We start from the raw sequence: 22282 nt of genomic DNA on the forward strand, positions 1-22282 counted from the left end.
CTAATAACATACCCATAGAATGAAGAGCAAACCATGAAAATACTTGTAACGATTAAACGGGTGATAGATTTCAATGTAAAAGTTCGAGTCAAACCTGATAACAGTAATGTAGATTTAGCCAATGTGAAAATGGCTATTAACCCTTTTTGTGAAATAGCAGTTGAAGAGGCGGTGCGTTTAAAAGAAAAAGGTATTGCCTCTGAAGTTGTTGTTGTCTCTATTGGTGATAAAGCTTGTCAAGAGCAATTGCGTACTGCTTTAGCATTGGGCGCAGATAGAGCTATTCAGGTTGATACGGAAGAGGTTTTAGAACCTTTATCTATTGCAAAGCTACTTACTAAAGTCATTAAAGAAGAGCAACCAAGCTTGATTTTAATGGGTAAGCAAGCCATTGATGAAGATAATAACCAAACAGGACAAATGTTAGCTGCGTTGAATGGTTTTGCACAGGGTACCTTTGCTTCGAAACTTGAAATAGAAGATGGTAACGTCAATATTACGCGTGAAATAGATGGTGGTTTGCAAACACTCAAATTAACACTACCCGCCATTATTACCACTGACTTACGGTTGAACGAACCTCGTTATGCTTCATTGCCAAATATAATGAAAGCTAAACGGAAACCTTTGGCTATAAAAGCTGCAGCTGATTTAGGGGTAGATTTAAGTGCTCGGACAAAATTACTAAAAGTAACAGCACCTGCTGAGCGTCAAGCTGGCATAGTAGTAGAAACAGTTGATGAACTCGTTCAAAAACTAAGAAATGAAGCGAAGGTGATCTCATGAGTATTTTAGTATTTGCTGAACACGATAACAGTACCTTAAAAACTGAAACCTTAAAAACAGTTGCGGCTGCGCAAGCTATTGGAGGTGATATCACACTTTTAGTGGCGGGGTTTAATTGCCAAAGTGTCATTGACGCTGCGGTTAAAATAAATGGCATAGGCAAAGTATTAGTTGCTGATAACCCAGTTTATGAGCATCAATTAGCTGAAAATATCTGTTTACTTGTTAGTGAACTAGCTAGTGATTATGAGCATATTATGGCTACCGCATTAAGTACTGGTAAAAACTTTATGCCTCGTGTTGCTGCTTTGTTAGATGTAGCACAAATATCTGACATTATTGGTGTGGAATCAAGCGATACTTTTATTCGACCAATCTATGCTGGTAATGCTATTGCAACAGTACAAAGTTTAGATAGTAAAAAAGTGATCACCGTGCGGGCAACTGGTTTTGATGCCGTTGCAACAGACGGTAATGCTGAAATTGTTACTTTAGATTTTGTTACAGATGCAGGCATATCAAGTCATGTTAGTGATCAATTAACTGAATCTGAACGTCCTGATTTAGGCGCTGCAAGCGTGATTATTTCAGGTGGACGAGGCATGCAAAATGGCGATAATTTCAAATTACTTGAGGGGATTGCAGACAAGCTTGGTGCTGCTATCGGTGCATCACGTGCTGCAGTTGATGCAGGCTTTGTTCCTAATGATATGCAAGTGGGTCAAACAGGTAAAATTGTCGCGCCAGACTTATACATTGCGGTAGGCATTAGTGGCGCTATTCAACATTTAGCGGGTATGAAGGATTCAAAAGTTATTGTTGCTATTAACAAAGATGAAGATGCTCCTATATTCCAAGTGGCTGATTATGGCTTGGTTGCAGATTTATTTGATGTACTGCCTGAGTTTGAAGCAGCACTGAGTTAATAGAAAATTGTGCTTGGCTAATTTGTGATTTGAGAAATGAAAAAGATGCTGAAATGGTGTCTTTTTCAAACCTACTCTTATGGGGGTTATAAGATGGAAAGAGAATTTATGGAGTTTGATGTTGTTATTGTAGGTGCTGGACCTGCTGGTTTATCAGCATCTATTAAATTAATGCAGCAAGCTAACGCTAATCAACAAGATTTGAATGTTTGTGTCATTGACAAAGGTTCTGAAGTTGGTGCGCATATTTTGTCTGGGGCAATAATTGAACCCACAGCATTGAATGAATTATTTCCTGATTGGCAAGAACGAAATGCCCCTCTAAATACACCTGTCACTGAAGATGAGGTTTATTTATTTACCTCAGAGACACGCGCGATAAAAATGCCTAATTTTGTTGTGCCAAAAACGATGCACAACCAAGGTAATTACATTGCCAGTTTAGGGAATTTTTGTCGCTGGTTAGCCGTGCAAGCAGAAGACATGGGTGTTGAAATTTTTCCGGGTTTTTCCGCCTCTGAAATTATTTATGATGCTGATGGTTGTGTTAAAGGGGTTATAACTGGTGATATGGGTGTTAGTGAAACAGGTGAACAAAAAGATAGTTATATGCCTGGTATGGAACTACGCGCAAAATACACCCTGTTTGCAGAAGGATGTCGAGGCAGTTTAGGAAAAGAATTACAACAAAAATTCAATTTAGCTAAGGATACTGATGCTCAGCATTACGGCCTAGGTATTAAAGAGTTATGGGATGTGGCACCAGAAAATCACCAAGAAGGGCTAGTGGTTCATGGCTCTGGATGGCCATTAGTGAAAGGCAGTAGCGGTGGCTTTTTTCTTTATCATACTGAGAATAACCAAGTTGTAGTCGGTTTAATTGTCGATTTAAACTATAGCAATCCATATATGAGTCCATTTGATGAATTTCAACGTTTAAAGCATCACCCAACAATTGCCAAGGTTTTACAGGGAGGAAAGCGCGTTTCTTATGGCGCTCGTGCGATCACTAAAGGTGGTTTAAATGCCTTACCTAAAATGACTTTTGCTGGTGGTATGATCATTGGTTGTAATGCAGGTACATTAAATTTTGCTAAAATCAAAGGCAGTCACACGGCTATGAAGTCAGGTATGTTAGCGGCCGAATCAGTATTTGCCGCACTCAATGATGACAGTCATGTTGAGGGCGAGGAATTGGTCGATTTTGATGGTCGTTTTAAATCTTCGTGGTTATACGATGAGTTATATCGTAGTAGAAGTTTTGGGCCTGCGTTACACAAATTTGGTTTAATGGTAGGTGGTGCGTTTAACTTTATCGATCAAAATATTTTCTCTGGTAAATTGCCTTTTACCATTAGAGATAATCATGCTGATCATGAACAACTTAAACTTGCTAGTGATTGCCAGCCTATTTCATACCCTAAGCCAGATGGTGTTTTAAGTTTTGATAAATTGTCATCAGTGTTTATCTCTAATACCAATCATGAAGAAGACCAGCTTTGTCATTTAAAGTTAAAAGATAAAAGCATTCCTATCGACATCAATTTGGCTAAATTTGATGAGCCAGCACAGCGTTATTGTCCTGCTGGTGTGTACGAAGTCGTTAAAACAGACGGCCAACCGCAATTGCAAATTAATGGGCAAAACTGTTTACATTGTAAAACCTGTGACATTAAAGACCCGATGCAAAATATTACTTGGGTAGTACCTGAAGGTGCTGGTGGCCCGAACTACCCTAATATGTAGTGAGAATAATTTCATGAAAAATAACACAATAAATACTGAGAGTGTCATCGACAAAAATGCAAATGAAAAGGTTCAAGTAATTGGTGTGATCGGTGCTGGAGCAATGGGGCGTGGCATTGTTCAAATTGCCCTAGCCGCTGGCTTTAAAGTTGTGCTATCTGATGCTAACAAACAAATGTATGATGAAGCAGCTAGTTTTGTTATGAATATGCTTGCTAGAGCTGTTGAAAAAGGTCGATTAGCACCACAAATATTAGCGCAAGCAAAGCTAAATTTAACCTTGGCTAATTTAGACGATTTAACGACGTTTAGTGATTGTGATATTGTTGTTGAAGCTATTGTTGAAAACATTGGTGCCAAGCAAACCTTGTTTGATCGTTTAGAGCAAGTTATTAACGAGCAATGCATATTAGCGACAAATACCTCATCTTTATCCGTTACTGAAATTGCAGCTAAATGTCGACTACCTGAACGAGTAGCAGGTTTACACTTTTTTAATCCTGTGCCTTTGATGAAAGTGGTAGAGGTCATTTCAGGACAATTAACAGATAAAAAAGTCTGCGCTAAACTCGTTGATTTCTCTAATCAAGTTGGTCATCGCCCTGTCGAAGTGACTGATATGCCCGGTTTCTTAGTTAATCATGCTGGTCGAGGGTATGGTACTGAAGCTTTAAAAATACTCGCCGAAGGCGTTGCTGATCCCCAAACGATTGACCAAATCCTTCAACAACAATGTGGTTTTAAAATGGGACCTTTTACTTTATTTGACCTGACAGGGTTAGATGTTTCGCATACGGTAACCGAGTCAATTTATCATCAGTTTTATCAAGATCCACGTTATTGTCCGAGCCCAATCACAGCTCAGAGAATGAAAGCTGGTTTATATGGTAGGAAAACAGGTCGAGGATTTTATGATTATAGCGAGCCTGCTGAACATCAACATGAAGTAGAAAAGAGTGTAGATAACAACATAAGCCTTGATAACTATAAGAAAATGACTGTTTGGATTAGTCCTGAGCTACCCCAAGGTTATTCTGCTTTGTTATCAGTTTTAGAAAAAAATACTATTACTATTGAAACAAGTGACCGCCCATCAGAGAATGCACTTTGTTTAGTGACTCCTTTAGGTGACGATGCTACTCATACGGCTTTAAAACAAAGTTTGAATCCAGAACATACGGTGGCTGTCGATACATTTTTAGGGTTAGCTAAGATGAGAGTAATGATGTTAACGCCTGTTACTCACCCCATTTATAGAGACTTTGCTAAAGCTTTGTTGGCTGAAGGTAGTAATCAGCAAACAAAAAATCAAGTGGCCGTGATTAATGATAGCCCTGGGTTTATTTCGCAGCGAGTATTAGCTGCAATTATTAATATCGCTTGTGAAATTGCCCAGCTAGGTATTGCGAGCCCGGATGATATTGATAGTGCTGTTGTGCTAGGTTTAGGTTATCCCAAAGGACCTTTAGCGTGGGGGAATTCGCTTGTAGCGGATAATATCTTAGCTATTCTTACTTCTTTACAACAGCGTTATGGTGATCCTCGTTATCGTCCTAGTTTATGGTTGCAACGTCGTTCAAAGTTAGGACAATCATTATTGATGTTGCCGACAAAAATAACAGGTACCACACAACATAAGAGTGCTGAAAATTCAGTTACTTTGGAGTTATAGACAATGTTAGACGCTTATATTTATGATGGAATTCGTACACCAATAGGATGTCATGCGGGCGTGTTATCAAGTATTCGCCCTGATGATTTATTAGCCGAAAATATCAAACATTTATTACAAAGAACAAATGTTGATATTAGTCGAATTGAAGATGTTGTGATTGGTTGTACTAATCAAGCGGGTGAAGATGCCCGAAACGTTGCCCGACATGGCGCTTTACTTGCTGGATTACCTGTTAGTGTCGCAGGACAAACACAAAATCGTTTATGTGGTAGCGGGCTGTCCGCTATCATTGAAGCATCTAGAGCTATCTCTTGTCAGGAAGGGGAGTTATTTATTGCTGGTGGTGTTGAAAGTATGAGCCGAGCGCCTTACGTGATGGCAAAAAATGAAACGGCTTTTTCCCGTAATGTTATTGTATTTGATAGTACTATTGGTGCTCGATTTCCAAATAAAGAAATAGAGAAAGTATTTGGTGACGACACTATGCCTCAAACGGCTGATAATATTGCAGTTAATCTTAATATTAGTCGTAATGAAAGTGATGACTTTGCTTTGCGCTCTCAACAAAACTATCAACGTGCTTTATCGGCTGGTTTTTATAACGATGAAATCATGTCTATGAGTATTAAAAAATCTAAAAAATCTAAAAAATCTAAAAAATCTAAAAAATCTCCCGTAGAAACGGTTAACGCAGATGAACACCCAAGGCCGCAGATAACGTTAGATAAGCTATCAAGGTTGTCGCCTTTATTTGAAGGTGGTGTTGTAACTGCTGGTAATGCTTCTGGCATTAATGATGCCTCTGCTTTATTACTTATGGGTAATAAGCAGGTTGGTGAAGCATACAACATAAAACCTCGAGGTAGGATAATTGCAGCAGCTGTTGCTGGTGTAGAGCCTCGTCTAATGGGACTAGGCCCGGTAGTTGCTATCCAAAAAGTATTATCTAGAGCAAATTTGGCTTTGCAAGATATGGATGTTATAGAAATCAACGAAGCTTTTGCTACCCAAGTATTAGGTTGTCTCAAACAGCTAAAGCTTAGTTATAATGATGAACGTGTAAATCCAAATGGCGGTGCAATTTCAATGGGCCATCCATTGGGGGCATCTGGCGCTCGGCTTGCATTAACTGCTTTAAGACAGTTAGAAAATACTGGTGGCCGTTATGCTGTTGTTAGTTTATGTATTGGTTTAGGGCAAGGTATTGCGGCTGTTATCGAAAGAAGCTAGCACTATTTATTCCAATGGAATTTAAAATCGAATGGCGGATTATGGTTTTGTTCATTAAGAAATTTGTTGTACAATAGGCAAATACGGTAATGAAATTTTATTTATAACTAAAAGATGACTATAAATGACTGATATTTTTGATGCACCAAGAGAGAAAAAGGAAGAGAAAGATCGTAAATTTATTGAAGCATTAGCGCGCGGGCTTGATGTCTTAAGAGCATTTAGTCGACAGGGTGGTGTATTAGGTAATCAAGACTTGGCAAAAATCACAGGTTTACCTAAGCCAACCGTGTCAAGAATGACTTATACCTTAACACAATTAGGGTATTTAACATACTCCACACAGCTTGAAAAATATCAATTAGACGCTGGTGTTCTAGCATTGGGTTATGCTTATACTTCTAACTTACAAGTAAGAAGAGTTGCAAAGCCAATGATGGAAAGTTTAGCTGAACGCACCAAATTATCAGTAGGGTTAACCATACGAGAACGTTTATCTATGCTTTATGTAGAGAATTGTCGAGGAGATGATTCTCAAGCTCTTAGGATGGAAGTAGGCTCAAGTTTACCTTTGGCAACCTCAGCTGCAGGACGTGCATACTTAGTCGGTTTACCTGAACATGACCGTGAAATAGTGTTGGAAGAGATGAAAAAGCGAGCAGGTGAAAAATGGCCTAGGTATGAGGAAGGGATTATAAATGCTTTAACAGAATACGAAGAGCTGGGTTTCTGTACATCTCTTGGTGATTGGGATAAAGCCATTAATAGTGTTGGTGTGCCATTACAATTACAAGATGGTCGTATTATGGCTCTTAATATTGGTGGCCCGAAACATTTGGTTTCTGATGAAATGACAATAGAGTCTCTAGGCCCTCAGTTGGTGCATGTTGCTAGAAATATTATTTCTACAGGCGTATAATTGCTTTGAAAGCAAAAGTTAGAGACAAGGGAGCGTTAAATTGGTTTCGCGTATAGCGCATACTCACGTTAGAACAGCAGCAGTAATGAATTGAATGGCTTGTAGTAGTTAATTACTCTTACTGGCTGTTCATGTTATATTCTGATTAGCTACTTTAACTTCCATTTGTTATTTTTATTCTTTTAACTAAAAAGTCCACAACGGCTTTTACTTTTGGTACAAAGTAGCGCTGTTTTTGATATAACAAGTAAACGGCCATATTAGAGTTTTGAGTTATAGCTAACTGATGATCAAACTTAAGTTCTTGCAACTTTCCAGACTCTATATATGAAGCTAACGCCCATCGAGTTGACATTAAAATACCTTCTCCGTTACAAGCTTTTTTCGCCAACCATGGTCCATTATTTGCGATCGCTACCGCTGGTCCTGATACATCCTGCCATTGACCGTTCACATTGCATAGCCAAGGAGTGGGCCCTGATGGCGTTTTAAAATAAAGGCCATTATGTTCCTTTAATTCTATCGCATTGTTAGGGATTCCGTGCTTCTCTATATAATCTGGTGAAGCTACAGGTATAAATTCATTGTCCATTAGTCTTATCGCTAACACTCGTTCATTTGGAGCGTAACCACCTCGAATAGCAATATCGACGTCATCACGTCCGAGAGTTGATAACTCATCACTTAAACTGATATCTAATACAATGTCAGGATATAACGCGCTGAATTCATCCAACAAAGGAAGCAATATCTTGTTACCAAAGCCCACCATTGAACTTATACTCAAACGTCCCATAGGTGTTGTTTGATAACTACGCACAGCTTCATTGCTTTTCTCTAGCTGAATCAATATTTGTTGTACATCGTTATAATAAATTTGTCCCACTTCCGTTAGTTTAACTATTCGGGTCGAACGTTTTAATAAGGTTGCTCCTAAACTCTTTTCTAGATCAGCAACTCGCCTTGATAACGATGAAGGTGGTACCTTGAGGGTACTCGCAGCTTTGGTAAAACTGCCAGTTTCGACTACTTTACTGAAATAGCGTATTGCACGTAGTTGATCCAACAAACTTCCCCATTAAATAAATGCCTGAATATTTTAGCTTTATTATTGTCTTAAAAGCAATTGTAATTCGCCTTTTCCCTTATATATAACCAAATTAAAACAAGTCATAATTCATTCTTTGTAATCTTGCTTCTGTAGTTTCTTTGAATACAGGGGCTTTCATTTGGTTTTTGGTTATTCAAATAATCTATTACGTTAATTATGGATGGCTGATATCTAGGTTTATTACGTCAACACCATTGTCAGTTCTTTTAGCTCTAGTCAACTTGATTGGGATGTACTTGCAGAAGTCCCCAGAATGGAAGAGAAAAATGACTCCATGAGTCAATCTGTCATTACCAAAAATGTGGAGGTAGATTGTTTAGCAAACATGCCCGAGTTTAGCGAAAAGGTAAAGGCTCAAGTTCAAGCCGCAAACGCTGGATAGTAAGAACCAACATTAAAATCATTATTCTGACTGAAGTTTAGCCAATAGAACAAAGTTATTGGTTCAACAATTTTTATTATGTACAGGAACAAACCCCTATGACAGATACGAATATCCAACTTATTTCAACAATTAGCGAAGATAATAAATTAACACTCGCTTTACAAGAATTCGAAATGCCACAACCTTGTGCCGATGAAGTTGTTATTCGAATTGAAGCTGCTCCTCTAAATCCGTCTGACCTAGCAGTTATGTTCAGCGTTGCTGATATGCTAACAGCAAAACAATCAGGTACAGAGCAAAGCCCTGTTATAACGGCTGATGTTCCTGCTCATTTTATGTCAGCAGTTAAAACTCGTATTGGTAAAGCGTTTCCTGTTGGCAATGAAGGTGCAGGAACTGTTGTCGCAACGGGTTCATCGGCTGCGGCACAAGCGTTAATGGGTAAAACTGTTGCTGTGATTGGTGGTGGAACTTATAGTCAATATAAATGTGCCAATGTGCAAAGCTGCTTAGAATTAAAAGCAGGTACATCGGCTAAAGAAGGCGCATCTTCTTTTGTTAACCCGCTAACAGCATTAGCTATGGTTGAAACAATGCGTGCTGAAGGTCATAAAGCTATTATCCATGCAGCTGCTGCATCTAATCTCGGTCAAATGTTAAACCGTATTTGTATTGCCGATGGTATCGATTTAATTAACATAGTCCGTAAAGAAGAACAAAAATCGCTGTTACGTGATATGGGCGCAAAATATGTTGTTAACTCAAGTAGTGATGAATTTCTTACTGAATTAACCGCGGCGATTATCGAAACGGGTGCAACTATTGCGTTTGATCCAATCGGGGGCGGTAAGCTATCAAGTGACATTCTTAAATGTATGGAATTTGCTGCAGCTCGCAATATGAAAGAACATAGCGTTTATGGCTCAGACACTTTCAAACAAGTTTACATTTATGGTGCATTAAACCCAGGTCCTATTACGCTTAATCGTAACTTTGGTTTTGCTTGGGGAGTAAATGGATTTTTATTATTTAATGCTCTCGGTAAGCTAGGTACTGAAACTGTAATGTCGATGCGTAAGCGTGTTGTTGATGAAATTACCACAACATTTTCTAGTCGCTACACACATGAAGTGTCATTGGTAGAGGCATTGCAACTACAATCAATAGCTGCTTATTCTAAACAAGCTACAGGTGAGAAATACCTGATTACACCCCAAAGGTAATTGTTTCTCAATTATTTGGGTAAAACCAGATAACGGTTCTTGTTATCTGGTTTTTATTTACTTGATCTTAAATAGAAAACAACTAACAATACTTGTACTAACGTTATGGTTCGACGTTAATTATATTATGACTTTAGAAGTTTAATTTTCTTATTCTACTCATATCGCTACTATTTAAAAAATGTTTGAACTCATCTTTAAGTATTGTTGTTTTATCGAGTACCTCCTTCCAAAATTTAATTCTGTGAGATGATGACATCGTTTTAAAATCAGACCTATCAGGAATTTTTTGTTGAGATAGCGTATTGATAAACTTTTGTGAAGGGCAAATTAATACCGTTTTATCATAATTTTTTGCTGATACGGAACGATTTAAATTTTTATCAAACCAACCGGCCTTTGGAGTAGAATTAAAATGAGGATAAAGCGTTAACCCTTCTCCTTTTGGCATAAAATCAAAATGATAATCTACAATACCACCATCTCGATAGGTGCCAATAGGAGATCCTGCAATATTATTAATACGTTCCATAACTATCGGTATAGAAGCCGAAGCTAATAAAGCTTGCTTAATATTCCTTATATTTAGGGGGATTTTGTGGGTTGTAATTTGAAATTGATCAGTTAAATCTAAGCTGCTTTGTGGATGATGAAAAATGTATCGTTCATTGTTAATATCTAAATATTTGCGGTTTAGCCGATTAAGAAGGTAATTATATAAGAAGCCTATTGCTTGTAGAAATTGGCTTTTCTTTGCGCTTAAACCATGCACTTTCGTTACGATAAAATGTGCTCTAAACAATGGGTTGTTAATTATTTCTAAAGAAGCATTATTATCAAAGAGTGCCTCAACTAGATTATTCACCTTTGCTGAAACCTCTGATGGGGTTGGTTTGTCGGAATAAGTGGTTTCTGAATAATGCTTAGCAAGTAATTCAATTGCTTGTATTGGTTGTTTTTGGCTAAAGCACGCAGCTCTAAATGCACCAATACTTGAGCCTATGATGTTAAGGGGCGTAGTTCTTTCTTTAAAAAACTCACCAAAAAAATACTTATCTAATGCATATAATATAAACCATTTAGGCCCACCACTCGCCCCTAAAAAATTTGTAAATAGCTCTTGTTTAAAACCATGTTCTTGAATAGTTTTAAAAGCGCTTTCTCCCGCATATATTTCCAACATCATATTTATATTTTTACCTCTATCATTGTTATGGTTTTTAACGCGAAGGTATTCTATAACTTGCATTAAGTGACATATAAACCGAACCACTAGTTTCTCATAAATGTACCAAAGATGTATTGCATTGTGAAATTGTGTTTTGTAATATGGTATTTTATTTTGCAGTAGGTTTTTTATGAGCGGGTATAACGTATTAACTTATCAACGAAAGAATGATTTAGGCTTTATTACATTAAACCGGCCACAATCTCGTAACTCTCTTAATAGGGAATTGAGGCAGGAATTAATTTCTGCCATTGAAAAAGCCAATAATGATGAAAGAATTCGTGTTGTTGTTATTTCAGGTGCTGGTAAAAGCTTTTGTTCAGGAGCAGATTTAACGGAAAAATTAGCAGGACGTGATGCTGATAATTTCACTGCTGAGATTATGCATAATGAATATCACCCTATTATTAAGGGGATTTTTAATGCGCCTAAACCTTATATAAGTGCTGTCAATGGGGCTGCTGCGGGTATTGGTTCATCGTTGGCTATGGCATGTGATTTAATGGTTATGGCTGATGATGCTTTTTTATATTCACCCTTTGCCATGATTAGTTTAATTCCTGATGGTGGTTGCCATAAATTTTTATTGTCGTTATTAGGTTCAAAAAGAGCCTATGAAGTGATCGCTTTTTCAGAGCGTATTTCGGCTGAGGAATGTTTATCTCTTGGTGTGACGAATAAAGTCGTTGAAAAAGAAAAGCTGCTAGATTATAGCATTGACTGGGCAAATAAATTGGCTGAGCAAGCGCCGTTAAGTTTGAAGTTCTCTAAGCAATTATTACGTGAGTCAGCAGCTATTAGCTATGAAGAGGTTATGAATATTGAAGCTAAGTACCAAAATATAGTTAAAAAAAGCAGTGACCATCAAGTAGGGGTTCAAGCCTTTTTTGAAAAGCGTAAAGCAAACTTTATTGGAAAATAGCTATTCCAACAACATCTTCTAGATTGCAGTTATATCTCTTATTTTCAAGTGGTTGACTAATGTAGTGTCTTAACCAGTTTCTTTCATTCTTATTGATAGTAAAACCCTCTTGATTTATAGATTCACTTGTTTTATTGTGGTACTTAATTTCGCATCGCGAACCTATGTTTTGTGTTTTTATTGTTTTAGGGAAATAAAGTGATTCCATTTATTCGATTTATATGTTCAATATTTTTAGTTGTTAGCTGTTATTCTGCCAAAATAATGGCTGAACCTATTACTCTCACTTTTGCGTCTTGGGGGCCAGATAAGCACTACATAGCTGAGGCTCGTACTAGCTGGGTTTCTCAAATAAATGAAAAATTTAAAGGTCGCCTTACTATAGTTGAATATCCTGCCGGCCAACTCTATGGACCGAAAGAAATGCATATAGCAGTAGCAAAAGGTTTAGTTGATTTGGGTGTTATTTTGCAGCCTCGTATGATGGCTTTAATACCAATGCTACAAGGCGTTTATTTACCGTTTGCTTATGATAATGTCACCCATGCTGCTCAGGCTTATCAAGGGGAGTCCTTAGAAATTATTGATAAGGCATTAGCTGAGAAACATTTGAAACTGATCTACACAAGTTTTACTGATGGTGTGCAAATGTTTAGTGCGAAAAAAAGCCTAGAATCAATTAATGACTTTGTTGATTTAAGAATATTGTCGACAAGCCCAATGTTAACAAAAATTTTGGCAGGTATAGGCGCTTCTCCTGATACATCAATTCCACAGACAGAACAATATATGGCTTTAAAGCGGGGAGTTGCAGATGCTAGTTTAAACTCAACGGTTTCTGGCTACTTCCAAAAGTCTTTTGAAGTGTCTCCTTATGTAACCAAAATAAATATGAGCTATCCAACGATTATGGTAGCTATGAACTTGGATAAGTGGCAAAAACTACCAGTCGATATCCAAGAATTTATGTTATCAACAGGACAGCAACAATCTGAAAAATCGATAAAATCAGCTATTGCTTGGGAAAATAAATTTACTTCTGTTTTAAAAAGGTCAGGGGCTATTGTCACTGATTTTCCTGAACAACAACGAGGTGAATTAAAAAAAATGAGTCAGGTGTTCTGGAGAGAATGGGCTAATACCTACGGTGAAGATGCAAAGCGTTTGCTTGAACTAAATATAGAGAGATAACGTTCAAATATACTGCTTGTTATAAGATTTTAAGCAGAACTTTAAATTTTTTTGAGGATTAAAAATGAAAAATAGTGCACTACCTTCATCACGTTTTTTTCTACTACGATGGATAGATATGTTATGCGATATTGGCGGTGGTATTGCTGCTGTTTGTTTATTTTTACTGGCATTTTGCGTAACGGCTTCAGTACTGCTTCGTTATTTTTTTAGTTACCAAACACCATGGATACAAGAAGTGAGTACTTATCTTTTTATGGCAATAGGTTTTTTGGCTGCGGCTTATGCTCTGCGTAAAGGGGGGCATTTCTCTATTACTTTTTTGGTTGATAAACTCAATGTTAATAATCGTAAAAAAATAACCTTTTTCGCTAATTTATTAGGGCTTTTGTATTCCATTACTTTCATTTATGAAGGGATAAAAATGGTTGCTTTTTCTCATGAAATAAAAGATGTCAGTACTGGATTATTGAGTATCCCTATATGGATTCCTCAGCTGTTAGTACCCATTGGTGGTTTTCTACTTGCTTTGCAATTTTTTAATCAATTGTTTTCTGCTACGCAAACTAATAAGGAATAATTCATGACGTTATATGTAATAGGCTTTGTAATAGCATTTTTCTTTGTTTTGCTAAGTGGTTTGCCTGTGGGTTTCGGTTTGGGGTTGCTGGCGTTAGGGTTAATGACGATGTTGACCAATTTTGATTTAGCATTAACAACGAGCATTGATAAAGCTTACATTTCGATGGACTCAAGTATTTTAATCGCGATTCCTTTATTCATATTAGCTGCGCAGTTAATTTCTGCTACAGGAATGGGCAAGCGCTTATTTGATGCGGCTAAAACATTGTTAGGGGGATCTCGTTCGGGTCTAGGTGTAGCAACTATTGCAAGTAGTGGTGTATTTTCAGCAATGACAGGTTCTAGTTTTGTGTCAGCCTCAACGATGGGGTTAATCGCTATTCCTGAATTACGACGTGCGGGATATTCGGATCGTTTAATTTCATCAGCTATTACTGCTGGAGGTTCTCTCGGTAGTGTCATTCCTCCAAGTATCGTCATGATTGTTTATGGTTATTTAACTGATGAGTCGATTGGGAAACTATTTATGGCAGGTATTGTACCTGGCATATTGTTAATTTCATTATATTCAATAGTATTATCTTTTTTTGTGCGAAGAGAGCTAAATAAACCCATTGGAGTTGGAAAAACAGTTAATAATTCTTTAGCGGAAAGTGACGAACATTCGTTTGACTCAGAAACGCAAAGTATTGCTCAAGGGATCACCGATTTAGAAACTTCTACTAAAAACATTTCTGTCAGTGAAGCTTTTATTGAAGCCTTTTGGGGAATAATGGCGCCAGTTATCATTTTAGGTGGTATCTATTTAGGGGTATTTACGGCCACTGAAGCTGCTGCTGTCGCTGTAGTTTATTGCATGATAATCGGTTTTTTTGTTTATAAAAGTTTAACGATAAAAGGCTTAATTAATGTTCTGATGGAAGCGACTTCTACATCAGCAATGATAGCAATTATCGTTATTGGTGGTGCAATATTGGGGCATGCTATTATCTATGGTCGTGTACCACAGGACATTCTTAGCGTGATTATTGACGCGGACTTATCGCCTGGCTTATTAATGTTAGTGATTAATATTGCTTTATTTATTTTAGGTATGTTTATGGAGGTATTAGCACTGATGTACTTGGCTATTCCTCTGTTATTGCCATTAATTGCCTATATGCAGTGGGATAACATTTGGTTTGCCGTTATTATTTTAATCAATGTTAATTTAGCTTTAATAACTCCGCCACTAGGTGGCGTATTATATGTGGTATCTCATATAGGCAACATTCCTTTAGCGACGGTCATTCGAGGAGCCATGTTACCCATTGTAATATTATTGTTTACCCTTCTATTAGTGATACTTTATCCACCGATTGCTACTTGGTTACCAAGTATGATGGACGGCTAGAATAGTAAAAACTCTATTTGGAAGTATTTTAGAAAAAGTATGATGAAGCATAATACCAGTTTTATTAAGTTTGTGATCTTATTGTGCGTAGGAAAAATAAACCAGGGCAAGGCGCTCGATAGAGTAATAGCAAGCTATTGGGATTGAGAGCAACGCCGCCATGGAGTATTTTAACCAGCACAAGTGGGTAATAATTTAGTGAAATTGGTATAATTGCTTCCTCTTTTGTGGGTAAGTAGTTTATTCAGGAGTTCATTAATACTGTTATCTTAGAGGTGTAGTGTCGAAGATCCATTGTCTTTTAACTTCTTCAGTGATCTTATTAACCTAGTACGAAATAGTGTTCAGTTAATAATATTCCACATAAATCCACATAAAGAAGTGGCCAGATAGAATGAAATGAGGTGACATTAGAAGAAGTAAATACGTGTAGTTATTTTATATCTACACGTATTTTGTGTTATTGATTTTTACACAGAAGCTACCTCCCTGTAGCTTGATAGACATTACTGGAATCGATTATCCAGAATAATCACTATCGGTAATTAATGCCTTGCTTTTAAGTGCTGGCTATACGCTCAGTTTTTGGCACACCTTCAGCTTTTTCAGATCCTGAACGTAATCGAAATGTACCTTCTCCCATCGCTAAGAGGTTACCTTTATCATCAAAAACTTCACCTGAGCTATTGTAAATTTTTGTTCCTGACGCACGTAATGTCCCTATTACTCGTATTTCACCTTGATTACACTGACCAGTAAATGTAGTTGTTAACGATAAAGTCATGGATTTTCGTATTCTATCTTTATAAGGACAAAATGTGCCTGCTTGAGCACATGCAATATCGAGTAACGCTGCTAAAACGCCACCATGTATAACCCCACCAAGGTTTAAGTGATGCGGTTGAAGGGTAAGCGCAATTTCAACCCGTTTTTCATTCCAACTAATGTGCCTAAAACCTAATACGTTATGATAGCCATGCAAGGTAAATATTTTATCAGCATTGAGTCTTATTTCCTCTGCTGAGGTAAGATAGATTAACTCGTTCATAATATTTTGTAATAACTACAGAAATTAAGCTGTATGCCAACCCATAACCGATTTTATTTCGAGAAAATCGTCAAGACCATGTTCGCCCCATTCGCGACCATTACCAGATTGCTTGTAACCACCAAAAGGGGCAGTTAAATCTGGTTTAGCACCATTAATGTGAACCATGCCTGTTCGCATTTGTGCTGCTACTCGTTGTGCTCGCTCTAAACTAGCCGAGGAAACATAACCAGAAAGACCAAATGGACTGTCATTGGCAATGTTAATTGCATCTTGTTCATCTTTATAGGGAATGATGCATAGTACTGGGCCAAAAATTTCTTCCTGTGCTATTGCCATTTTATTATCAACATAGGCGAAAATGGTTGGTTTAACATAGTAACCATTTTCTAAGCCTGAAGGTCTGCCTAAGCCACCTGCAATAAGCTTTGCACCTTCATTGATGCCCACTTCGATCATTTCTTGAATTTTGTTAAATTGTGATTTGTTGGCAACAGGGCCTAGTAGCGTTGTTTCTGAAGTAGGATCACCAACACCAATTAAGGTTTTATCGGCTACAGCTTTTGCAATAGTAATTGCTTCTTCCATTTTATCTTCAGGCACTAACATGCGAGTGGGTGCGGTACAGGTTTGTCCGCAATTTCCCATGCAACTGGCAACACCACCACTAACGGCTTTAGTAAAATCAGCATCATCAATAATGATATTGGCAGATTTACCACCTAACTCTAATGAGACACGCTTTATTGTCTCTGCGGCTTTTTTAGATACTGCAACGCCTGCAGGTGTAGATCCAGTAAATGAAATCATATCAACATCAGCATGACCACATAAATAATCACCAATTTTAGAGCCTGAACCATTAACTAAATTGAATACACCTGCTGGTACACCAGCTTCATCCATTACTTTGGCTAACCAATAAGCGCTTAACGCAGAATCTTGACTTGGTTTTAAGACTATAGTGCAACCTGCGGCTAGAGCAGGTGCAACTTTACAAATAACTTGATTCATAGGCCAATTCCATGGTGTTATCAAACCGACAACACCAATGGGCTCTTTAATAATATTGGTTGTACTTTTATTATTTAGGCTTTGTTGAAAAGAGAAAGTTTTCAATGTTTCAAGTGTTGTTGAAAAGTGCCCTAAGCCCATAGCGGTTTGTACTGTTTCACTGAGTTTTTTTGGAGCGCCCATTTCTGTGGTTATTGCTATGGCAATTTCAGCGTAATATTTTTGATAGGTTGCAATGATTTTTTCAATTAAAGAGATACGTTCTTCCTTTGTACTTAATGACCATGTAGGAAATGCTTTTTTTGCAGCAGCTACTGCTTTATCAATATCAGCATTGCAGCCCATAGCAAGTTTACCACAAGGTTTCTCTGTTGCAGGGTTAGTTATATCTCTTACTTCATCACTTAAAGGCGCTTGCCATTGACCATTTATATAAAATTGATTGCAATTATTCATTGTGTTTCTCATACGTTGTTTTTGAAATAATATTGAAATAGATTTATGTTTATATTCATTTGCCAATTACAATCACTTGTTCATCGGGAGTTTCTGCATATAAACGCTCAACTAAATGAGCTTTGTTTTTTAATACAGCACGTTGATTAATTGAGCGTTTGTCGGATATTTCACCATCGTCTAAAGATGGAGGCTCGCTCATATTAATCACTTTTAATATCCGTGAGGTAGAGCCTTTATTTTGTTGATTATATTGTTGGAGTGCGTTTTCTAAATGTGCAGACAATTTTTTAGAGAAAAGTAATTCATTATAAGTTGAGTCCTGATCGTTAAATAGCTTCCTCAATGCAGCTTCATTAATCCATAACAATAAAGATATATATGATTTATCTTGACCAGCAACCACTAAGTCATCAACTAAAGGAAATAAAGAAGATATTACGTTGGTTCTAAGTGCGTCAGTGTGTACCCAGCTACCATTCAATAGTTTAAAGTCCTCACAAACTCGGCCTGCAAAAATAAGCCCTTTTTTGTAATCTTTTTCATCTTTCCAACGAACAGCATCACCCGTAATAAAATAGCCTTCATCATCAAATGCTTCTTTAGTTTTTTCGGTATTTTTAAAGTAACTAGGAGTTATTTGTGGGCCTTTTATGCGCATTTCATATTTATCGTCAATTGGGCATAATTTTATTGTAGTTGAAGGTATTGGTAAACCAATGTTTCCCATCTCTTCGGTAGGCCAGTGCAATGCGGTGATTAATGAACTACTCTCAGTTGAACCTAATCCCGTTACAATTGGAATTCTTTGTCCTGTTTCAGCAATAGCCATTTCTTGAATTTCATCGTAAGTTGATTGTGGCATATCTGAACCGCCATAACTTATCCATTCTAAATTTTTGAAAAAGTTTTTTCTAAGTGCTGTATTTGTTTTCATTATCTTCGCTAACATGGAGTAAACAGCAGGTACTGTGGTGTAACCATTAACAGCTATACTTGTTAAATTGGCTACTGTTTTGTCAAATAATTGTGGAACAGGTTTACCTTCATCTATATATAATGTTCCACCATAGCGCATAACTCTATGAACAATTTGATTACCACCAAATGTGTGGTGCCATGGCATCCAATCAAGCATTACTGGTGGGTTGTCAACTGCATCAATTCTAACAATAGCACCTAAAGAGGCGACCGTTGATACTAAATTACCATGGGTGTTAATGACTCCCTTTGGCTCACCTGTTGAGCCAGAAGTAAATAGTATTTTTGCAATGTCTTGCGGTTGAATTGTTGCTATAGATTCATTAACTGCAGTGGTTATTGGTGTGTTCACAATGTTTTCAAATTTACTTGTACTGAGCGAGCAATCGTCACCTTCAACAAACACAACTTTCAGATTTTTCTCATTAAATGACTTTATTGCATTGTGATAGTGATTTAGGTTTTGACAAAAAACGATAGCGGGTTCAATCAGCGAGTATATATTTTTAATTTTTTGATGATCTACACTCAATAAGCAATAATTTGGTGATGTTGGCGCAACGGGCATACCTGCTTTCAACGCTCCTAACATGAAAAGTGCATGTTCAAAACTATTTTCCGATAAAATCATCACCGGATTTTTAACTTCAAGGTCTAAATTTAGCAACCATTGAGCAATAGCAGATGATTGTTCATCTGCCTCTTTGTAGGTAATAAACTCCCAGTCATTATTATCTTTATTACGTCGCCCAATAAAATTTCGATTGGGGTATTGCGCTACGGTATCTTGAAACATACCAATGACATTACCTTCATCATTTAGTGGGCTATAAGGAGAATTAACGTACTGTATACCGTTTTTTTTCTCTGAAACGATAACATCAGGTGCAGACCAGTCATTTTCTCTAAATGCAGGGAGTTTGTTACATGTCATTGTATTTACTCGTTTTTAAGTGAATTTAATGCTTTAAAGCAATATATCGTTTTATATCTTTATTTGTTATATTTTTACATAAAAAAATCATCAAATCAAAACTATATTTCGCTATGCGGTAATTTGTGTGATTTTGTGGTATAAGGTTAGTTAGGTTTTTAATTACTAAAATTAATTCAAACTATGTCTACAAACATTAACTGTTGAGATGGCAATTGCTTTGTTTCTTAGTATGTTAATATCGCTTAACGGTTCTTTCACAACACTGTAATTATGTTCAAACGCATACCAGTGACATTCTTTATTTCTTGGTGTTGTATAGGTTTCAATATTAATATCATGAATACTCCCTCTTCCTTGCTTGGCAAAAGCAAAGCCTGAGATATCTTCTATTACTTCATCAGGAAAATTGATGTTATAGCAGAAATCAATACTGAGATTTTCACTATCAAAACCATCAATAGAAAAAGCATCAGCTATTAAATGATGAATAACTGAACTCGCCAATTTTTCGGTCATTGGCCAGTTTATAGCATCAGCATTTCTGAATGATTGACTTAAAGCAATAGCTGGAACCCCTAATATAGCTGACGTTAACGTAGCACCTATCGTGCCAGAAAATGATACACTATCTGCAACATTAGCACCTCTGTTCACACCTGATAAAACTAGTTGAGGAGGATAATCTCGCATTAAATTTTTCAATGCAAAAATAACACAATCACTTGGCGTGCCGTTTATGTGATAATACCTTTCTTGGTATTTTTCACAATGAAGAGGTTGATGCAAAGTAATACTCTGAGATTGACCGCTTTGATCAGAACTTGGCGCTACAACCCAAACTTCATGGGCAATTTCATGTGCTATTTTGAGTAATACTTGAAGCCCTTTAGCATCATAGCCATCGTCATTAGTGAGTAATATTCTATTTAGCTTTTGCTTCGTGAAGTTACTTTTTAGCAGATTTAATGAGTTGATTTTTAATGAAACTGCATCACCTGTCATTACTGAAGAGCTAGTATTTATTCCAGTTGATTTATTCTTACGTGTCATCACTTATACCTTCATTCCTGGCATGTTTAATGACGCGGTATTGCCGCCATCAATAGCCAAAGCTTGCCCTGTTATATAACTTGCTCTATCACTAGCTAAAAATAGAATGGCTTCAGCAACTTCTTCAGGCCGCCCTGAACGCAATAGCTCACAACGCTCCCCTAAACGATTGGTAACTCCTTTATCGCGAGCTTTATCAAAAAATATTTTAGTCATACCTGTTTCAATTAGACCAGGACAAACAGCATTCACACGAATATTATATTTACCTAAGTCACAAGCACTTGTTTGAGTGAAGCTAATTGTTGCGGCTTTTGAAGCACTATAGGCATTTCCTCCTGCCCCTGATCTTATACCAGCAATTGAAGCTGTATTTACTATAGCGCCGTAGTGTTGGGTGATCATTTCTTTTGAGGCATACTTAGTGGTGAGAACAGTTCCTAATAGGTTGACATCTAATACCTTGTGCCAATCACTCAATTCTTGCTCTGGCGCTGTAAACCTTTTTGAAGCTATGCCTGCGTTATTGATTAAAATGTCAATTTTGGTAAATAGTGAAATTGTTGTGTTGATGAACTGTTGTACTTGTGCTTCATCTGCAATATTTGCAACTTGAAAACTAACTCTTTTATCATCACCTATTTGTTTAACAAACTCTTCTAAAAGAAGTTTGTTTCTATCAATAAGCATAATGTTAGCGCCATTTTTATATAACATTTCAGTAACAGCCCGCCCAATACCACTTGCTGCTCCAGTTACTACAGCTGTCTTTCCTAAAAAGTCTTTGTTTAAAGTCATTGATAATTTTCTCAACATTCTTGATATTTTAGTTATTATATTTCATGATATGTAATTCCGCAATGCGAAATTTTATATCAAAAAAAGATATAGCTATTTCGTTTGTATTATGTTTGACTATATAGATAATATTTAGAATTGGAGTCATGTCAGATGAAGATGATTGATGCAGGGTACTTGAAAAATAATATAGGTTCACATATTGCAAGTAGCCCATGGTTTTTAGTGGAACAATCTTTAATTAATGGCTTTGCTGAGGTTACAGGTGATAAGCAGTGGATACATTTGGATACTGTTCGGGCAGAGAAAGAGTCCCCCTATAAAGCAACAATCGCACATGGTTATTTGCTGGTTTCTCTAATCCCACAGTTTGCTCAGCAAAGTTATAACATTGAAGGTGTAACAACTAAGATAAATTATGGCTTAAATAAAGTGCGATTTTTGCAGGCTGTAAAACCAGGACAAAAAATACAGGCTAATTTTTTTATTGAAAAATTTCAAGAGATTGAAAATGGAGATTTTAAGTTAGAAGTAAGAGTTGAGATTGAAACAGCGCCAAATAAACAACTTGTCTGCGTAGCAAATACTGTTGTGCTCTGCATCTCGTAATTAGCTGGATATTCGTCACATTACCATGCTTTAAAAATTCTATCTTTGAAGATAACAATGAATGATATAAAT

Annotated in this window: 19 protein-coding genes and 1 pseudogene; 13 read left to right on the top strand and 7 right to left on the bottom strand. The window is 37.0% G+C overall.

Annotated features, from left to right (window positions below):
- Nucleotides 1–33: 33 nt before the first annotated feature.
- The 6 genes from ACE1OF_RS02595 (at nt 34) to ACE1OF_RS02620 (ending at nt 7282) form a co-directional block, all read left to right on the top strand.
- Nucleotides 34–786, top strand: coding sequence for an electron transfer flavoprotein subunit beta/FixA family protein (locus tag ACE1OF_RS02595; protein ID WP_448892516.1), 753 nt, complete (start codon nt 34–36; stop codon nt 784–786).
- On the top strand, nt 783–1712 hold the full coding sequence (locus ACE1OF_RS02600) for an electron transfer flavoprotein subunit alpha/FixB family protein (protein ID WP_448892517.1): 930 nt from the start codon (nt 783–785) through the stop codon (nt 1710–1712). Before ACE1OF_RS02595 ends, ACE1OF_RS02600 begins: the two co-directional genes overlap by 4 nt.
- Before the next feature lie 93 nt (nt 1713–1805).
- Nucleotides 1806–3458 carry an electron transfer flavoprotein-ubiquinone oxidoreductase gene (locus tag ACE1OF_RS02605; RefSeq protein WP_448892519.1) on the top strand — a complete coding sequence of 551 codons (1653 nt, stop codon included), beginning with the start codon at nt 1806–1808 and terminating at the stop codon, nt 3456–3458.
- 13 nt (nt 3459–3471) lie between these two features.
- Nucleotides 3472–5130 (top strand): 3-hydroxyacyl-CoA dehydrogenase, encoded by a 1659-nt coding sequence (locus ACE1OF_RS02610; protein ID WP_448892521.1) that lies wholly within the window; start codon nt 3472–3474, stop codon nt 5128–5130.
- Between the two features lie 3 nt (nt 5131–5133).
- Nucleotides 5134–6363 (top strand): 3-oxoadipyl-CoA thiolase, encoded by a 1230-nt coding sequence (locus ACE1OF_RS02615; protein ID WP_448892522.1) that lies wholly within the window; start codon nt 5134–5136, stop codon nt 6361–6363.
- 124 nt (nt 6364–6487) lie between these two features.
- Complete coding sequence (locus tag ACE1OF_RS02620; RefSeq protein ID WP_448892523.1) at nt 6488–7282, top strand: IclR family transcriptional regulator; 795 nt, start codon at nt 6488–6490, stop codon at nt 7280–7282.
- A 154-nt stretch (nt 7283–7436) separates the two neighbouring features.
- Here the strand turns inward: ACE1OF_RS02620 and ACE1OF_RS02625 are convergent, their stop codons facing one another.
- A complete protein-coding gene (locus ACE1OF_RS02625; protein ID WP_448892524.1) occupies nt 7437–8348 on the bottom strand; it encodes a LysR family transcriptional regulator in 912 nt (303 codons plus the stop codon).
- A 220-nt stretch (nt 8349–8568) separates the two neighbouring features.
- Between ACE1OF_RS02625 and ACE1OF_RS02630 the strand changes: the two are divergent.
- Both ACE1OF_RS02630 and ACE1OF_RS02635 read left to right on the top strand, forming a co-directional pair.
- A pseudogene (locus ACE1OF_RS02630) lies at nt 8569–8775 on the top strand (glutathione S-transferase family protein); the annotation flags it as partial.
- Nucleotides 8776–8873: 98 nt separating this feature from the next.
- On the top strand, nt 8874–10001 hold the full coding sequence (locus tag ACE1OF_RS02635; RefSeq protein WP_448892525.1) for a zinc-binding dehydrogenase: 1128 nt from the start codon (nt 8874–8876) through the stop codon (nt 9999–10001).
- A 133-nt stretch (nt 10002–10134) separates the two neighbouring features.
- Here ACE1OF_RS02635 and ACE1OF_RS02640 read toward each other — a convergent pair whose 3' ends face one another.
- Entirely contained in the window at nt 10135–11250 is a 1116-nt protein-coding gene (locus tag ACE1OF_RS02640) for a patatin-like phospholipase family protein (protein WP_448892526.1), read from the bottom strand.
- A gap of 109 nt (nt 11251–11359) precedes the next feature.
- Here ACE1OF_RS02640 and ACE1OF_RS02645 point away from each other — a divergent pair, with 109 nt between their 5' ends.
- The 4 genes from ACE1OF_RS02645 (at nt 11360) to ACE1OF_RS02660 (ending at nt 15317) form a co-directional block, all read left to right on the top strand.
- The gene (locus ACE1OF_RS02645; protein WP_448892527.1) at nt 11360–12151 is read left to right on the top strand and encodes an enoyl-CoA hydratase/isomerase family protein; all 792 of its coding nucleotides are present in this window, start codon (nt 11360–11362) and stop codon (nt 12149–12151) included.
- A gap of 264 nt (nt 12152–12415) precedes the next feature.
- Nucleotides 12416–13342: a TRAP transporter substrate-binding protein gene (locus tag ACE1OF_RS02650; protein ID WP_448892529.1), complete on the top strand. Its 927-nt coding sequence runs from the start codon at nt 12416–12418 to the stop codon at nt 13340–13342.
- A gap of 64 nt (nt 13343–13406) precedes the next feature.
- Nucleotides 13407–13922, top strand: a complete 516-nt coding sequence (locus ACE1OF_RS02655) for a TRAP transporter small permease (protein WP_448892531.1) — start codon at nt 13407–13409, stop codon at nt 13920–13922.
- Nucleotides 13923–13925: 3 nt separating this feature from the next.
- Nucleotides 13926–15317: a TRAP transporter large permease gene (locus ACE1OF_RS02660; RefSeq protein ID WP_448892533.1), complete on the top strand. Its 1392-nt coding sequence runs from the start codon at nt 13926–13928 to the stop codon at nt 15315–15317.
- Nucleotides 15318–15876: 559 nt separating this feature from the next.
- Here the strand turns inward: ACE1OF_RS02660 and ACE1OF_RS02665 are convergent.
- The 5 genes from ACE1OF_RS02665 to ACE1OF_RS02685 form a co-directional block, all read right to left on the bottom strand.
- On the bottom strand, nt 15877–16365 hold the full coding sequence (locus ACE1OF_RS02665; protein WP_448892535.1) for a PaaI family thioesterase: 489 nt from the start codon (nt 16363–16365) through the stop codon (nt 15877–15879).
- Nucleotides 16366–16389: 24 nt separating this feature from the next.
- Nucleotides 16390–17835: an aldehyde dehydrogenase family protein gene (locus ACE1OF_RS02670; protein ID WP_448892537.1), complete on the bottom strand. Its 1446-nt coding sequence runs from the start codon at nt 17833–17835 to the stop codon at nt 16390–16392.
- Nucleotides 17836–17890: 55 nt separating this feature from the next.
- A complete protein-coding gene (locus ACE1OF_RS02675) occupies nt 17891–19750 on the bottom strand; it encodes an AMP-binding protein (protein WP_448892539.1) in 1860 nt (619 codons plus the stop codon).
- A 171-nt stretch (nt 19751–19921) separates the two neighbouring features.
- The gene (gene surE / locus ACE1OF_RS02680; protein WP_448892541.1) at nt 19922–20803 is read right to left on the bottom strand and encodes a 5'/3'-nucleotidase SurE; all 882 of its coding nucleotides are present in this window, start codon (nt 20801–20803) and stop codon (nt 19922–19924) included.
- A 3-nt stretch (nt 20804–20806) separates the two neighbouring features.
- On the bottom strand, nt 20807–21601 hold the full coding sequence (locus tag ACE1OF_RS02685; protein WP_448892543.1) for an SDR family NAD(P)-dependent oxidoreductase: 795 nt from the start codon (nt 21599–21601) through the stop codon (nt 20807–20809).
- Between the two features lie 153 nt (nt 21602–21754).
- Here ACE1OF_RS02685 and ACE1OF_RS02690 point away from each other — a divergent pair, with 153 nt between their 5' ends.
- Nucleotides 21755–22210 (top strand): MaoC family dehydratase, encoded by a 456-nt coding sequence (locus ACE1OF_RS02690; protein ID WP_448892545.1) that lies wholly within the window; start codon nt 21755–21757, stop codon nt 22208–22210.
- Nucleotides 22211–22282 lie beyond the last annotated feature (72 nt).

The sequence above is a fragment of the Colwellia sp. E150_009 genome, assembly GCF_053543955.1.

Excerpts from the sequence above, each read along its gene's own strand:
- ACE1OF_RS02600 (WP_448892517.1), top strand. The coding sequence starts at position 783 with ATGAGTATTTTAGTATTTGCTGAACACGATAACAGTACCTTAAAAACT.
- ACE1OF_RS02635 (WP_448892525.1), top strand. The coding sequence starts at position 8,874 with ATGACAGATACGAATATCCAACTTATTTCAACAATTAGCGAAGATAAT.
- ACE1OF_RS02655 (WP_448892531.1), top strand. The coding sequence starts at position 13,407 with ATGAAAAATAGTGCACTACCTTCATCACGTTTTTTTCTACTACGATGG.
- ACE1OF_RS02645 (WP_448892527.1), top strand. The coding sequence starts at position 11,360 with ATGAGCGGGTATAACGTATTAACTTATCAACGAAAGAATGATTTAGGC.
- surE (WP_448892541.1), bottom strand. The coding sequence starts at position 20,803 with ATGACACGTAAGAATAAATCAACTGGAATAAATACTAGCTCTTCAGTA.
- ACE1OF_RS02685 (WP_448892543.1), bottom strand. The coding sequence starts at position 21,601 with ATGACTTTAAACAAAGACTTTTTAGGAAAGACAGCTGTAGTAACTGGA.
- ACE1OF_RS02665 (WP_448892535.1), bottom strand. The coding sequence starts at position 16,365 with ATGAACGAGTTAATCTATCTTACCTCAGCAGAGGAAATAAGACTCAAT.
- ACE1OF_RS02650 (WP_448892529.1), top strand. The coding sequence starts at position 12,416 with ATGGCTGAACCTATTACTCTCACTTTTGCGTCTTGGGGGCCAGATAAG.
- ACE1OF_RS02640 (WP_448892526.1), bottom strand. The coding sequence starts at position 11,250 with ATGCAAGTTATAGAATACCTTCGCGTTAAAAACCATAACAATGATAGA.
- ACE1OF_RS02615 (WP_448892522.1), top strand. The coding sequence starts at position 5,134 with ATGTTAGACGCTTATATTTATGATGGAATTCGTACACCAATAGGATGT.
- ACE1OF_RS02675 (WP_448892539.1), bottom strand. The coding sequence starts at position 19,750 with ATGACATGTAACAAACTCCCTGCATTTAGAGAAAATGACTGGTCTGCA.
- ACE1OF_RS02605 (WP_448892519.1), top strand. The coding sequence starts at position 1,806 with ATGGAAAGAGAATTTATGGAGTTTGATGTTGTTATTGTAGGTGCTGGA.
- ACE1OF_RS02690 (WP_448892545.1), top strand. The coding sequence starts at position 21,755 with ATGAAGATGATTGATGCAGGGTACTTGAAAAATAATATAGGTTCACAT.
- ACE1OF_RS02660 (WP_448892533.1), top strand. The coding sequence starts at position 13,926 with ATGACGTTATATGTAATAGGCTTTGTAATAGCATTTTTCTTTGTTTTG.
- ACE1OF_RS02620 (WP_448892523.1), top strand. The coding sequence starts at position 6,488 with ATGACTGATATTTTTGATGCACCAAGAGAGAAAAAGGAAGAGAAAGAT.
- ACE1OF_RS02595 (WP_448892516.1), top strand. The coding sequence starts at position 34 with ATGAAAATACTTGTAACGATTAAACGGGTGATAGATTTCAATGTAAAA.
- ACE1OF_RS02670 (WP_448892537.1), bottom strand. The coding sequence starts at position 17,835 with ATGAATAATTGCAATCAATTTTATATAAATGGTCAATGGCAAGCGCCT.
- ACE1OF_RS02610 (WP_448892521.1), top strand. The coding sequence starts at position 3,472 with ATGAAAAATAACACAATAAATACTGAGAGTGTCATCGACAAAAATGCA.